This window comes from Rhodococcus mengyinensis (genome assembly GCF_048381435.1).
Taxonomy (GTDB): Bacteria; Actinomycetota; Actinomycetes; order Mycobacteriales; family Mycobacteriaceae; genus Rhodococcus_F; species Rhodococcus_F opacus_D.
The window spans coordinates 1-12,683 of sequence record NZ_JBLWIT010000100.1 but is presented as its reverse complement, the minus strand read 5'-3'; the positions used below and the strand labels follow the sequence as shown (position 1 = coordinate 12,683).

Annotated in this window: 13 protein-coding genes; 12 read left to right on the top strand and 1 reads right to left on the bottom strand. The window is 60.1% G+C overall.

Features of this window, described 5'->3' with window-relative positions; translation table 11 throughout:
- The first annotated feature begins 4 nt into the window (after positions 1–4).
- A complete protein-coding gene (locus ACNJ7E_RS19260) occupies positions 5–295 on the top strand; it encodes a hypothetical protein (RefSeq protein WP_418340738.1) in 291 nt (96 codons plus the stop codon).
- 677 nt (positions 296–972) lie between these two features.
- Here ACNJ7E_RS19260 and ACNJ7E_RS19255 read toward each other — a convergent pair.
- Positions 973–1,707 (bottom strand): TetR/AcrR family transcriptional regulator, encoded by a 735-nt coding sequence (locus ACNJ7E_RS19255; protein ID WP_418340717.1) that lies wholly within the window; start codon positions 1,705–1,707, stop codon positions 973–975.
- A 526-nt stretch (positions 1,708–2,233) separates the two neighbouring features.
- Here ACNJ7E_RS19255 and ACNJ7E_RS19250 point away from each other — a divergent pair.
- The 11 genes from ACNJ7E_RS19250 to ACNJ7E_RS19200 all read left to right on the top strand — a co-directional run.
- Complete coding sequence (locus ACNJ7E_RS19250) at positions 2,234–3,037, top strand: hypothetical protein (protein ID WP_418340716.1); 804 nt, start codon at positions 2,234–2,236, stop codon at positions 3,035–3,037.
- A gap of 477 nt (positions 3,038–3,514) precedes the next feature.
- Positions 3,515–4,393 (top strand): MlaE family ABC transporter permease, encoded by an 879-nt coding sequence (locus ACNJ7E_RS19245; RefSeq protein WP_418340715.1) that lies wholly within the window; start codon positions 3,515–3,517, stop codon positions 4,391–4,393.
- Between the two features lie 2 nt (positions 4,394–4,395).
- A complete protein-coding gene (locus ACNJ7E_RS19240) occupies positions 4,396–5,262 on the top strand; it encodes an MlaE family ABC transporter permease (RefSeq protein ID WP_418340714.1) in 867 nt (288 codons plus the stop codon).
- Between the two features lie 4 nt (positions 5,263–5,266).
- Positions 5,267–6,343: an Mce family protein gene (locus ACNJ7E_RS19235; protein WP_418340713.1), complete on the top strand. Its 1,077-nt coding sequence runs from the start codon at positions 5,267–5,269 to the stop codon at positions 6,341–6,343.
- Positions 6,340–7,356 (top strand): MlaD family protein, encoded by a 1,017-nt coding sequence (locus tag ACNJ7E_RS19230; RefSeq protein WP_418340712.1) that lies wholly within the window; start codon positions 6,340–6,342, stop codon positions 7,354–7,356. Before ACNJ7E_RS19235 ends, ACNJ7E_RS19230 begins: the two co-directional genes overlap by 4 nt.
- On the top strand, positions 7,353–8,366 hold the full coding sequence (locus tag ACNJ7E_RS19225) for an MlaD family protein (RefSeq protein ID WP_418340711.1): 1,014 nt from the start codon (positions 7,353–7,355) through the stop codon (positions 8,364–8,366). The genes ACNJ7E_RS19230 and ACNJ7E_RS19225 overlap by 4 nt, the downstream gene beginning before the upstream one ends.
- Position 8,367: 1 nt before the next feature.
- The gene (locus ACNJ7E_RS19220; protein ID WP_418340710.1) at positions 8,368–9,465 is read left to right on the top strand and encodes an MlaD family protein; all 1,098 of its coding nucleotides are present in this window, start codon (positions 8,368–8,370) and stop codon (positions 9,463–9,465) included.
- Positions 9,466–9,603: 138 nt separating this feature from the next.
- Positions 9,604–10,473 (top strand): MlaD family protein, encoded by an 870-nt coding sequence (locus ACNJ7E_RS19215; RefSeq protein ID WP_418340709.1) that lies wholly within the window; start codon positions 9,604–9,606, stop codon positions 10,471–10,473.
- Positions 10,470–11,429: an MlaD family protein gene (locus tag ACNJ7E_RS19210; RefSeq protein WP_418340708.1), complete on the top strand. Its 960-nt coding sequence runs from the start codon at positions 10,470–10,472 to the stop codon at positions 11,427–11,429. The genes ACNJ7E_RS19215 and ACNJ7E_RS19210 overlap by 4 nt, the downstream gene beginning before the upstream one ends.
- Before the next feature lie 68 nt (positions 11,430–11,497).
- Complete coding sequence (locus ACNJ7E_RS19205) at positions 11,498–12,124, top strand: hypothetical protein (protein WP_418340707.1); 627 nt, start codon at positions 11,498–11,500, stop codon at positions 12,122–12,124.
- Between the two features lie 246 nt (positions 12,125–12,370).
- Positions 12,371–12,683, top strand: a 313-nt coding sequence (locus ACNJ7E_RS19200; protein WP_418340706.1) for an ATP-binding cassette domain-containing protein, incomplete at its 3' end; no start/stop codon positions are given.

Here is a 12,683-nt window from a genome sequence, read left to right as displayed (position 1 = left end):
CTCGGTGGCCGGGTGCTGCGCGCCCGCACCCAGCTTCACCATCGCCCTCAACGCGGCCCGCGACCAGCTCATTCACGCCGCGGGTGTCATCGAAACCACCGTCGTCGACCTCGTCGGCATCATCGGCGAACGCGTCTTCGACCACCTCATGCCCGCCCGACGATTACGAACCAACCCCCGCGTGGTCAAACGAGCGATCTCCAAGTTCGTCGCCAGCACTGCCCGCGGCCGCACCCGGGGGCCAAGCCTCAAGGCCACCATCGCCATCAACATCCTCACCGGCATCGACCCTTGACAACACAACCCACGACACAACTACACGGCTTTGGGACTAGCCCCACCGGTCCCGCTTAATCTCGTCGGAGATTTTGTCGGCGGCGCCCTCCACGTCACCCTCGAGTTCTAATAGGATTACGTTGAGCAGAGCTGACCGGACAAGGACGGTTCGTTGATGCGTCGATTGTCGATGGCACCGCGCACCTCTCGACGACGATCTACGCCATGGTCGGTGCGGGACTTGCGGCCCGACCGTGGCCCCAACCTACACAGGAACACTGTTCTACGCGTCTACGAAACCGCGGATGGTCTCTCTGGCAGTCGGTCCGCTCGAGCGAGTTTCTACGCGGAATTCGTCCGCCTCCTCGGACCACGTCCCGGCCCAACTCGCATGCCGTCCTGGGCCGGAGTTCCGGTTGCGGTTACGCCCACCGAAATTGAATGTCCCGGCGGCGGCAGGTGAACTGGCCCGGGCAGCGCCGGCAGATTGGGGACTCGACGGTGCCGGCGACCTACTTGCCGGCGCGGTCGGTGTGCAGAGCTGAGTGAATCTTCTCTTCCAGAGCGTGAGGGTTGCTCCGAGAGACTTGCCAGTACCGTCACCCTGCGACTGACACTGGCATGGTGCAGGACTCTGTATGAGGTACTTGCGCGTGCCCATTTGGGCGGGATCACTTCTTCCTCAGCTGTCCACCGCTAGAGGAACTTCGGTGCCACCTCCTCGACGATGCTGCGCAACGTCTGAGTAAGCAATGCGTGCACCTCTTCGCGGGAGAGTGTTTGATCAACGAGCCATAGGCGACTGGCGACCTTTGCCATACCGCCGTACGCGCGCACCATCGCATGCAGGCGCAGTTGGTCGGGGCCTGTTCCGGTGAGGTCCAGCGCTTCGAGTATGCGGTCTGCGGCGATCTCATCCGCTTGTTGCAGGATCTGACTTATTGCGTGATCGCGTCCGGACCCCTCCATGGTGATTGTCGACAACCACATGTTTCGGTGTCGCTTCGCAACCGTCAGCCACCGCTCGATGCTGGCGTCGATCCGTTCCTCGAGGGTTCCCTCCGGAATGCTACTGATCGCCGCGGCAGGGACGTAGGACAGGCGTCGGACGACTTCGAGGTACAACTCGTGCTTCGTGCCGAAGTAGTGGTGAATCAGCGGCCGGGCGATCCCGGCCTCCGTTGCGATGTCGGAGGTCGATACCTCGCTGTAGGGGTGCTTCTCGAACAAACGCATTGCGCAGGTGAGGATCTGTTCGCGCCGTTCGGTCGCATCCATGCGCTGCGGTTGCAGTCCGCTCGGGGTAGCCAATTGCCGCTCCTGTCGTAATCCTCGCCCCGCTTGTTGACTTTTAGACGGGGTGCTCACCACTTCAAAGTCCCAGCATAGGGCATGGAAGGACTGATAGTCAGTCGTCCCCGGTCGGTTCATTTTCCCCATCCTATTGACAACCTGTCAACTCGATGGGGATGCTAGCCACATCGATAACGTCGAAGGAGTGTCCGGTGGGTTGCGCAGCGGTCTCATTTTCCCGCACGGAACGGGGGAGCTGATGGGGTCGCGGCCGCAGAGACCGGATTCGGGGACGTCATCGGCGGCGCGGATTATGCGGAAGCTTTCGATTTCGCTTGCCGTTTATTCGGGGCTATATGCCTTTCGGTCCGGGGCAACTGTGCACAATCTTCAGTCACGAGAGCGTGGGGCACATGGGATGCGCTGTTCCAGGCCCACGCACACTCCCACCAGCCGAGCCCTTCCCGGCGCGCAGCACGTCCACCTCCGCGGTTGCGGTTACGTCCCCATCCTCGACAGTCTCCTGCAGCCTTCTCTCGCCCGGAAGTGGCGGCAGCACGGCGCTGGGTGGGGTGAAATTCATTGACAACAAACAAATATCAGCCGGATCTGATCGTAGATATTCGCCTCGATCGGTTCAGTCCGCACGTCCTGAGGGGTTCTGATGTCGCCCAGTGACATGTTCGAAGCGCCGGTCATCACATCGGCAGCAAGCCCGGCGGTGTTGCTCGTCTTCTTCGGATCCGCCGCGGCCGCCGCCTTTGCTTATGCTGTCGCGATTGCCATACGCCGACGCGACGCACTCCCGATCGCGCTGTGCATCGGCGCCCTGATCTGTGCCCTCAACGAGCCGATCTTCGACGTTCTGGGCAAGATCTCCTATGCGGAGAACCATCCCACGGCTTTCACCGCCTTCGGGCGGGACATCCCGTGGTTTCTGGTCATCGGCTACGTACCGTGGGTCGGGTTGCTGCCCTATTTGATCGCGCAAGCGATGAGGTCCGGAATCTCGCGCCGCACACTGCATCTGATTGCCTTGGTGGGTGTGCTGTCCGTAGTCTGCGTCGAGCTGGTCAACCTCCGGATGGGCGCATGGGTGTACTACGGCGAAGCCCCGCTGAAATTTTTCGGCGGTGTCGCGGCGATGGCCGGCGTTCCACTGGTGGGTGGTCTCGTGATCTACATCGTTACTGATCGCCTCACCGGCTGGCGGCGACTGTTCGCGGGCTTGATTATCCCGACATTGGTCCTACCGATGATCTTCGCTGCGACTGGATGGCCTCTCTACCTCGCGCTCTACTCGAACCTGCCCCCCGCTCTCGACTACGTCGCACTCGCGGTGATGACCACGCTCATCATTGCGACAGTGGTGACAACGACCTGGATAGCGCAGCGGTGGACCCAGGCAGTACTTGGTGTGCGCAACGGCAACCTGCTCGACGCGCATCTTGCGCAGTCTCGCAGCTGACAACCGCCCGTCTTAACTGCCAGCGGTTACGCCGGAGCGGTGCGCGCTGTATGACCCAGGGTTCCGTTGAGTGTAAGACGCACAACTGCGCAGTTTAGGTAGTCGACTTGCGTGCACATATCGCTTCAATACCGAGTCGAGGCAACTGTATGCGTACTGCAGAACAGCAATAGTTGCGGAGTTTGTTGCATAGTGATGCTCGGTATGTCAGAGTTGGTGATGTCCACCACAGCAGTGATCGGCGTAGGCCTGACTCACAAGTGGCCCGGGGATGCGATCCAGGGCACCAACCAGAACCGATGGAAGGCGTTTGTAGGTCGATGAGCGACTCACCACCAGGCTCGTGTATTGCCGTTGTCACCTGTCGGCCCCTCGTGGGCGCCAGCGGCGGAGCAACGGCCGCGGAACCGGGTAGCCGCGTCGTCAGGGGGCTTCCCACGTTGCAGGCAAACCATCTCGTGAACGGAGGTAGGTCAGATGACTACCTTGCAGACCGCTGAGCCGCAGAGCTCTGCTAGTGGCCAGGAGCGGGCGCAACGCCGCCGACATTCGAGCAAGGTGGTCACTTACCTCACTGTTGCCCCGAAGCGCTCCCTTGCAACGCTGGGCCGGTCCGCGCAACTGAGTGCTGAAGTCGTCCGGTACGCAGTGGTGGACATCGTACGGTTGCGCCTTCCCCTCGAGGAGGTTCTTACCCAGATGTGGTCGCTGTTGAAAGTGACCGCGCTTCCCGCGGTTCTCATGGCGGTTCCCCTCGGGGCGGAGGTGTCCGTGCAAGTGGGTGGACTGATGAATCAGGTCGGTGCGAATTCCCTCGCGGGTGCTGCGAGCGGACTCGGTGTCGTGGGGCAAGGTGCACCGATGGCGGCGGGGCTCTTGATGAGTGGTGCCGCCGCATCGGCGGTCGCCTCGGACCTCGGAGCTCGCTCGATCCGCGAAGAAATTGATGCGATGCGCGTGATGGGAATCGATCCGGTCGAGCGCTTGGTCATGCCTCGTTTCCTGGCAATGATCGTGATAGCCCCGATGCTGTGCGTGATCATCATCGCGGCTGGTGTCTTCGCTGGACTGACAATCGCGACCTACGTCAATGGCGTGGTGCCGGGGAGCTTCTGGCAATCCTTCGGCGCATTTGCTACGCCGGTGGACGTGTGGTTCGCCATTTTGAAGACTCTGCTCTTCGCCGGCATCGTTGTTCTGATCGCCAGTCTTCGCGGACTGGAAGCCAAGGGTGGACCGAGAGGCGTCGCTGATGCGGTGAATTCCTCCGTGGTCTTAAGCGTGGTTTCGATCTTTATCGTGAATCTCTTGGTCAGCCAGTTGCAGTCGATGTTCTTTCAAGGTCAGCTGGCGTAGTCATGAGCAGACCATCGAGCTACAGCGCCTTCCCGCGCGTGACTTCCCTGTTGCGGCCGATTCGTTCGGGTGTACATCGCCTTCTCGGCGAGGTCGGACGGGTGACGATCTTTGTCGGGAAGACGTTTTACTTGTTGCCGACGACACTGCGTTTGTACCGGCATCAGACCTTCAAAACGATGAACAGTATGGCGTGGGGTCGCGGTTCCCTGATTGTGGACGGCGGCGTTATCAGTCTGCTGTTGATCTTGGGTGTCGCGGTCGGGGCCGTCATTGCCATCGAGGCGTACGATGCGTTGAACCTTTTGGGGTTTGGTGCACTGAGCGGCATCATTGGGTCATTCGCCAACATCCGAGAGATGGCACCGATCGTCACCGGCATCGGTTTCGCCGCGCAAGCGGGATGCCGGATGACGGCCGAGATCGGTGCGATGCGTATCTCCGAGGAGATTGACGCAACCGAGGCTCTGGGGCTTCGAGCAATTCCGTTCGTGGTCGGGACACGATTGGTCGGCGGGATGCTGTGTGTCGTGCCCGGGTATCTGCTCGCGCTGGTCGTCAGTTTCCTCACGGGCGCAACGATCATCAAGACTTTCCACGGTGAAGCACCCGGCACCTACGATCACTACTTCAGCCAGTTCATCAGTGCCACAGATGTGGGTTACTCACTGTTGAAGGCGGTGACATTCTGCGCCGTCGTGACTCTCATCCATTGCTATTACGGTTACTTCGCGAGCGGGGGACCGGCCGGCGTCGGACTAGCTTCCGGGCGCGCCATCCGCGCGAGTCTGGTCGCAATCGTCGTCATGAATTTCGTGTTGTCCATTCTGCTGTGGGGTTTCAGCCCCTCGATGGTTTTCAAGGGGTAGCGCGGTGGAACAGGATTTTCTTCGAGGCACGGGTCGGCGGCAACAACGGGCCCTACATATTGTCGCCATCGCCGTGATCGTGACCGTCGCCGTCGTGGCGCTCGCAATCACCGCAATTTACCGGCACAGTCAAGGGCACGGCTCCCTCCCGCTCAGCATGGACCTCCCGTATGTCGCGCCGGGAGTCGCCACAGGTACCAAGGTGATATTGCGTGGGGCAGAGGTCGGTGAGGTCGTTGGACTGGAGAAGATCTCCGATGGATCGGTGCGGATGGGTCTGTCCCTCAACACGAGCGACATCGACGGACTAACTGACGCCTTCGATGTCGATTTTCGTCCGGCGAACTACTTCGGCGTGACCGGTGTCAATGTCATCGGCCAGCCGGGGGGAAGCCAGCTCGTCGCAGGGCAAACTTTGAACCGGATCCCGTTGGGAGACTTCACCATGTCGACCATGATCGAAAAGGGATCGCTCGTCATCAACGGGACACTCACGAACGACATGATCGCAACACTCGACAAAGTCATCCGGTACACCAACGGATTGAACCCGATGATCCAATCCGGCATCGTCTTTGCCGATACGATTGCGAAGACCCAGCGAGCATTGCCCAGCACTCTGTTCAATGATGCGAACGCTGTCCTGGACGTTCTCCCGGCGTTCGACCGCGAGACAGTAGATGCGCTGTACGGAATCTTCGATACCAAATTCAACCGTCTGCCGGATGGCTCCCGGGGAGTCGACGACCAATTCCTCGACGATACCGGCGCAGGGCTGGAACTGGGAAGCGGTTCGCTGTTCTCAGCGGCCGGCCACCTCTTGGCGTCGCACCCGGCCGAGCTCGCACCGGCTACGGAAGCCGTGAAGACCCTGTCCGATGTCGTTCCGGACCTGCTCGATCAGGGCGCGCTGACCGGAAAGCTGGGTACCGTTGTCGAGCGCTACGACCGTGCCATGACCGGCCCCGACGGTGCCAAGACACTCAATCTCCGGATCGAGTTGGAGAACCTACCCATGCTTGCAACACCACTCGCCCTCAGCGGCCTGGGACCGGAACCTCGTCAGGAGGGGCCGCGATGAAGTTCAGAACTGCTTATGCGATCCCGCTATTGAAATTGGGCGCTGCCGCCGTCGTCTCGGTGATGCTGTTCATTCTGATCATGAATGCGGTCAAAAGCCCGGTATCTGGACCGACCGACTCCTATACGGCGGATTTTACGGATGTGTCGGGGCTCAACGAAAACGCTGATGTGCGAATCGGGGGAGTCAAGGTCGGGAAGGTGCAGTCGATCAGGCTGACTGAGGACCAGGGCGAAAGCCGTGCGGAAGTGACCTTCTCGTTGGAACGAGACTATCAACTCACCACGAACACCCGACTTGCCGTCAAATATCAGAACCTGACCGGGATACGGTACGTCGACATGACCGTCCCGTCCGAGGCCGGCGACCTCACCGATCACCTCTCGACCGAGATGACGCAGCCGTCGTTCGACATCACTGAGCTTTTCAACGGACTACAACCGGTGCTGAGCACCCTCAGCACCGACGAAGTCAACCGGTTCACCGAGAACGCAATCGCGATTCTGCAGGGCGACGGGGGCGGACTGGCCCCCATGCTCGACAGCATCAATACCCTGGGAAACTATGCCCAAAATCGGGAGCAGCTGATCTCCACACTGGTCGCAAACCTGTCACGAGTATCAGAAACGCTCGGTGGCAAGTCCCCGCAAATAATCGAGTTTCTTCGTGACTTCAGCGTTCCCGTAGAGCAAGCGATGACCGTCCTCGACGAATTCCGCAAGACGTCGATCTACGGACCGGCATTCATGGCACCGGTCGACCAACTGCTGATCGAGATCGGGCTGTCACCCGATCTCGATGTCGACGCGCTCATCTCATCAGCCTTCTCGTCAGTCAACGATGCCTCCGAAGCGCTTCGTCTGCTGCCTGCTGTCTTCGACGGACTGCAACAGCCCGAGCTCAGAACGGCAGGATCGGGAAATATGAACTGCATTAACGGCGCAGCGGATATTCCTGCTGCGGTCAAGGTGCTACTCAACGGCAGTCAGGTCGTGGTATGCAACCAACGATGAAGCCCCGAAACTCGCGTATCGCACGTCTCACCGCTGGGATGCGACGATTCGGGAGGAATGAATTCCTGCTGGGTTCTCTGGTCCTGATCGTCGTCGTCGCCGCGCTGGCAGCGACAACGATCGTCTACATCCACCCGATGGGGAAAAAGACGATCTCGTTCGAAACGACCGACGCGTCCTCGGTACGCGAAGGACAAGACGTGCGTGTCGCCGGAGTGGCCGTCGGCAAAGTGACGAAGGTGTCCATGGAGCCGACAACCGTGCATGTGGACATGGAAGTCCAAGACCGCACCTTCATCGGCGCCGATACGAGGATCGAAGTCAGGATGCTGACTCCGGTCGGAGGGTACTATGTCGCGGTCATACCGGTCGGAGACACTCCACTCCAGGACAGCGTCATCCCGCCGGAGCGCGTCAAGATGCCCTACTCGATCGCCGACGTCCTCCAAGCGGTGCCACGGGTCACGGACAACGTCGACGGGACAGTCGTCAAGGCGGATATCGAGCAGCTGGCGGCAGGCCTCGAGCACAACTCGGCGTCGGTGGGCTCGCTGATCAAAGGACTGGACAGCATTGCGACGGTGATGGCCCACCAGCGAGACCAAGTAAGAACGACACTGGACCTCACCGCCGAATACCTACAAACCTTCAACGGAAGCCGCGATTTCGTATTCCAGCTCGTCGAGAAGGTGAACATCGTACTCGCCACCTACTACACCTACCGGGACGGATTCAACGAGACATACGAACTCCTGGGCGACGCGTTGATCCGACTGATACCCGTTGAAGAGTATTACCTGAACCACAAGCAGGAACTGCTGGACGCCGTGAATCAAGCCAGAGATGCCTTCAAGAATATGCAGGACGCCATCAACCCCGTGGTCGACCAACTGACCGGGATGCGCGCACAACTGGAATCACTACTGACCCCGGAAGGCCTCGCGACGCTTGGTGGGGGGAAGTTGCTCGCTTCCGAGATCTGCATCCCGATACCCGGACGGATGTGCTGACATGTTCGGCAACAAGAAGCTAGCAATCGGCGCCATCGCCTGTGTAATCGTCGCCGCTGTGAGCGTTGCAGGCTTCGCAGTCACGGGAAAAACCGATGCCGCGACGGCGGAATCCGGCTACTGCGCACTGATGTCTGACGCCGTCGGATTGTACGAAGGAAACCCGGTCACCCAAATGGGATACAAGGTCGGTCAGGTCGAACGAATTCAGCCGAAGGGCGACCACGTCGAGGTCACGTTCTCCCTCGACGCGGGGCGGCAGTATCCAGCCGACGTCAAAGCCGTGACGCGCTCGAAATCGCTACTGGCAGACCGCAGCCTGGAATTGGTCGGCAACTACGACGGGGGTGCCGAGCTTTCATCCGGCAACTGTATCGCAATGGCCCACACCGCAACACCGAAGAGCATTTCAGAGATCACCGGTTCACTCGCCGACTTCCTCGAGTCGGTCGAACCATCCGCCGGCAAGGACTCGGTTGCCGACGCCATCGCTGGCCTGGACGAAGCGTTGCGAGGCAACGGCGACGGTGCACAGTCCCTGCTGCGGCACTCCTCCGACGCACTGTCGACTCCGGACGCCACAATTGCGGACATTCGATCGATCATCGTCAATCTGGCACCGTTGACAACCGACGCATTGGCGAAGTGGTCGACAGTCCGCGAGGTGTTCGACACCCTGCCGACTGTCCTCACCTCCGCCTCCGATCGACTGTGGCCGGGAGGAACGAACCTCATCAAAGGCATCGGCCCGCTGGTCGCCACGATCTACGACATACAGGCAAACTACAGCGGGGACATCTGGCCGGCCGCGGACGGGTTGGCGGATGTACTCCGCGTGGCGGCAACACGGTCGGATGACATCCAAAGCTTGCTGTCGACGCTGCCATCGATGTCCGGTGCGGTACGGCAAGTCTCGGCAGGCGACGGCGGGTTTTCCGTGCAGTACCGGCCACCGACTGTGCAAGTGAGCACTCCGGACGGTCCGCAGTGGTGCGAATTGCTCAATCAAGCCCTCGCACATAGTTGTTCGATTGTCGACAACAACGTTCGAATGGTCGACGTGCGTCTTCTGGACCTGGTTCTTGCGAAAGGAAAGTAGATGAATCTCTGTACCAGGTCAAAATCGGTTCTCTGTGCGGCCGTATTGATGACCACGGTCGTGGCGAGCACGTCGTGCTCGATGCAACCATCGGACCTTCCGTCGGCCAAGTCGGGTATCGGAAGCGGATATACCGTTATGCTCGAGTTCGCGAGCGCGTTGAACCTCCCTGATCAGGCCGATGTCATGATGGATGGTCTGCGCATCGGTGAAGTCGGCCCGATAACGGTCACCGGTCAAGCGGTGGAGGTTGCCGTCCGGATCGAAGAGGGCACACAGCTTCCTGCAGACCTCAGAGCGGTGATCCGTCAGAACACACTCCTCGGCGACACTTACATAGCCCTCGAGAAGAACCCCGACCATTCCACTGCCGGAATACTCGGCGAGGGGGACACCGTGCCGCTGAGCCAGACGACTTCACCGCCCCAACTCGAGGACACCATGGCGGTCCTCGCGACTTTCATCAACGGCGGCAGCGTGCAGAAGGTCGAGGACGCCATCACTCGTATCAATGACGTGATGCCCCGCGTCCCCGAGGTCGAGAAGCTTGCATCGACCGTAGCCGTGGACCTGCGCGATCTTTCACAAAACACCGGCGAACTCGACCGCACGCTGGAGGGTCTCGACTCCACCGCTGTGTCGATCAACGACAAGTCGGCTGAGATCTCCGAGATGTTGACGCCCACGGCCATGCACTACTGGCAGCGCATCAACGTCGATGTCCTGTCCTACGTCGGCACGTTGCTGCCCTCCATCGGCTCTATCTTCGAGGGCGGAATGTGGTTGGTGCCCATGTTGAACTCCCTGGCGTCGACCGCAGCGGTAATCCGAACAACCGGCGAAGACGTCCCAGCGGACGCCGAGATACTGTCCGCGTTCCTCCGGGAGACGATTCTGCCGTTCCTTCGCAACCCATCGGTGAACGTCGTCTCGGTGAGTTCACCGCAGGGAGAGGAACTCCTTGGCGACGTCGAGAACGTCCTCCGTATGCTGGGTGCGGTCAAATGAACGTCCGTACCGGCATCTCGATGGCCGGGATGCTCGCAATCGCCATCGCGTCCTTCATCTACATGAACGCGCTGGGCTTGCAGGTCAAGCTCTTCGAGAATCTGCGAACGGCCACTATGGGTGTTCCGGATACGAACGGTCTCGTGGTTGGGTCGCGAGTCCTCCTGCGCGGCGTACCGATCGGTGCCGTGACCGCGGTCGTGCCGTCCGCCGGCGGTGTGAAGGTCGATTGGGAATACGACCGCAGCTACGACATTCCCGTCGATGCCACATTTCGGCTCGACAACCTCTCTGCACTCGGCGAGGCGTACGTAGCAGTGCTTCCGCATTCCGACACCGGCCCGTACTTGGAAGACGACGCCGAGATCGCGGCGGATCGGGTAACCGTGCCCACCACGGTCAAAGAGCTCTCTGCAAGGCTGACTCGGCTGCTGGAACAAGTGGAACCCGAGAAGCTTCAGCAAATCTTCCATGAACTCGACACCGCGCTGCCGCAAGGAACCCAGGTCTTGCAAGACCTCTCCCGCGCCGGCGCGCTGCTCGCCACAATGTTGATCGACAACACGGACGATATGACCGGCCTGCTGAACAACGCACAGTCGCTGCTGTTGGACAGCTCATGGCTCGCTCCCGGCCTGTCCGACACCACAACGGATATCGCGAGATTCGGCACCGGACTCGGTGGCTTCTTGAACGCAGCAGCAGATACGTCCGTCATCGCGCCGTTGCCTGATGGCATTGCGCTCGGGACGGGACCCTTTCTCGCGGAGCTTCAACGATTCCTCGACAAGGCCGCACCCGACATACACATCCTTGCGGTCGACACACTGCCAGCGGTGCGCGCGGGTGCCGCATCAATTCGGACAATCGATATCGGGCACCTACTCGACACTGCCCTGGCGTCCACCGCTACCGGAGACAGCGTCACCCTTCGGGTCGATTTGCAAGGTAAATAAGTAAACACAGACGTCGCCGTGGGCGGCCGAAAATGGTGACAATAACGTTCTCAGGAAAGGCTAGAAATATGAACCAAGAAACCGGCAAGGATGACAACACCGTTGATACTCCGTCGAACTCACGGGGTGCACCGGACCGTCTCGCCCGGATTATTGGAAGTAGCCGCGGTGCGGGAAACTCCACTATTTCCGTCAAGACACTCGTGGTCTCGGCGCTCATCCTCGCAATCGTTGCCGCCTTAGGGGTGTCGAGCTGGTTGCTGCACAACAAGTCTAATGAACTCGATCAGATGAATCTTCGCGCAGAAAACGGCACACACGCGGAACAAGTCGCTCTCGACTACGCCGTCGGTGCAGCCGACATGTCCTTTCAGGACATCCAGGCATGGCGATCGCGTCTCACGAACGGCACCGGCCCAGAACTATCCAACAAGCTGACGCAAGCCGCTTCATCGATGGAACAGATCATCACCCCCTTGCAATGGGTCTCGACGTCCACCCCGATCGCTGCGAAAGTCCGGTCCGAGTCCAACGGAATCTATGTTGTCGACTGTTTTGTCAGCGTCCTGACAAAAAACAGTCAAGCCCCTGAAGGAATACAATCCACTGCCACATACAGCCTGAACATCGACAGTCGAAACGATTGGGTTATTACCGACGTCGGCGGGATCGAATCTGCCCTCTCGGAGAAATAGATTCTCGGTGCGCCGACATCAGTCGCAGTATTGCGTGACTCGCTCCACTTCGTCGGTATCGGATGGCTTGCCCGGATCGATAGTGCGGGAGACGGTCCGGTATCTGTAGAGGCGATTCGAGCGTTGTGCGAGAAACCATGTGGTCACGCGGAGACGGCAGCGCAGCTGCAGTCGGTGGCGGCGGTCTGACTGAGGACATGCTCAGTGAATTCATCTCGACAAAGATCGGATAGAGGTAAGCGCAAAATGGGTGTTGAAGTTTCAGTCCGCGACCTAACCAAGTCGTTTGGCTCGCAGAGGATCTGGCAGGACGTCACGTTGACCCTCCCTTCTGGTGAGGTCAGTGCGTTGCTCGGGCCGTCGGGTACGGGTAAGTCGGTGTTTCTGAAGTCGCTGATCGGTCTGCTCCGCCCGGAGCAGGGCTCGATCGTGATCGACGGCACCAACATTCTCGAGTGCTCGTCCAAGGAGCTCTACGAGATCCGCAAGCTGTTCGGTGTGCTGTTCCAGGACGGCGCCCTGTTCGGCTCGATGAACCTGTTCGACAACGTGGCGTTCC

What these genes read in the sequence shown, in the direction of transcription:
- ACNJ7E_RS19225 (WP_418340711.1), top strand. Translation starts at nt 7,353, where the DNA reads ATGAAGCCCCGAAACTCGCGTATCGCACGTCTCACCGCTGGGATGCGA.
- ACNJ7E_RS19205 (WP_418340707.1), top strand. Translation starts at nt 11,498, where the DNA reads ATGAACCAAGAAACCGGCAAGGATGACAACACCGTTGATACTCCGTCG.
- ACNJ7E_RS19250 (WP_418340716.1), top strand. Translation starts at nt 2,234, where the DNA reads ATGTCGCCCAGTGACATGTTCGAAGCGCCGGTCATCACATCGGCAGCA.
- ACNJ7E_RS19240 (WP_418340714.1), top strand. Translation starts at nt 4,396, where the DNA reads ATGAGCAGACCATCGAGCTACAGCGCCTTCCCGCGCGTGACTTCCCTG.
- ACNJ7E_RS19245 (WP_418340715.1), top strand. Translation starts at nt 3,515, where the DNA reads ATGACTACCTTGCAGACCGCTGAGCCGCAGAGCTCTGCTAGTGGCCAG.
- ACNJ7E_RS19215 (WP_418340709.1), top strand. Translation starts at nt 9,604, where the DNA reads ATGCTCGAGTTCGCGAGCGCGTTGAACCTCCCTGATCAGGCCGATGTC.
- ACNJ7E_RS19210 (WP_418340708.1), top strand. Translation starts at nt 10,470, where the DNA reads ATGAACGTCCGTACCGGCATCTCGATGGCCGGGATGCTCGCAATCGCC.
- ACNJ7E_RS19230 (WP_418340712.1), top strand. Translation starts at nt 6,340, where the DNA reads ATGAAGTTCAGAACTGCTTATGCGATCCCGCTATTGAAATTGGGCGCT.
- ACNJ7E_RS19220 (WP_418340710.1), top strand. Translation starts at nt 8,368, where the DNA reads ATGTTCGGCAACAAGAAGCTAGCAATCGGCGCCATCGCCTGTGTAATC.
- ACNJ7E_RS19255 (WP_418340717.1), bottom strand. Translation starts at nt 1,707, where the DNA reads ATGAACCGACCGGGGACGACTGACTATCAGTCCTTCCATGCCCTATGC.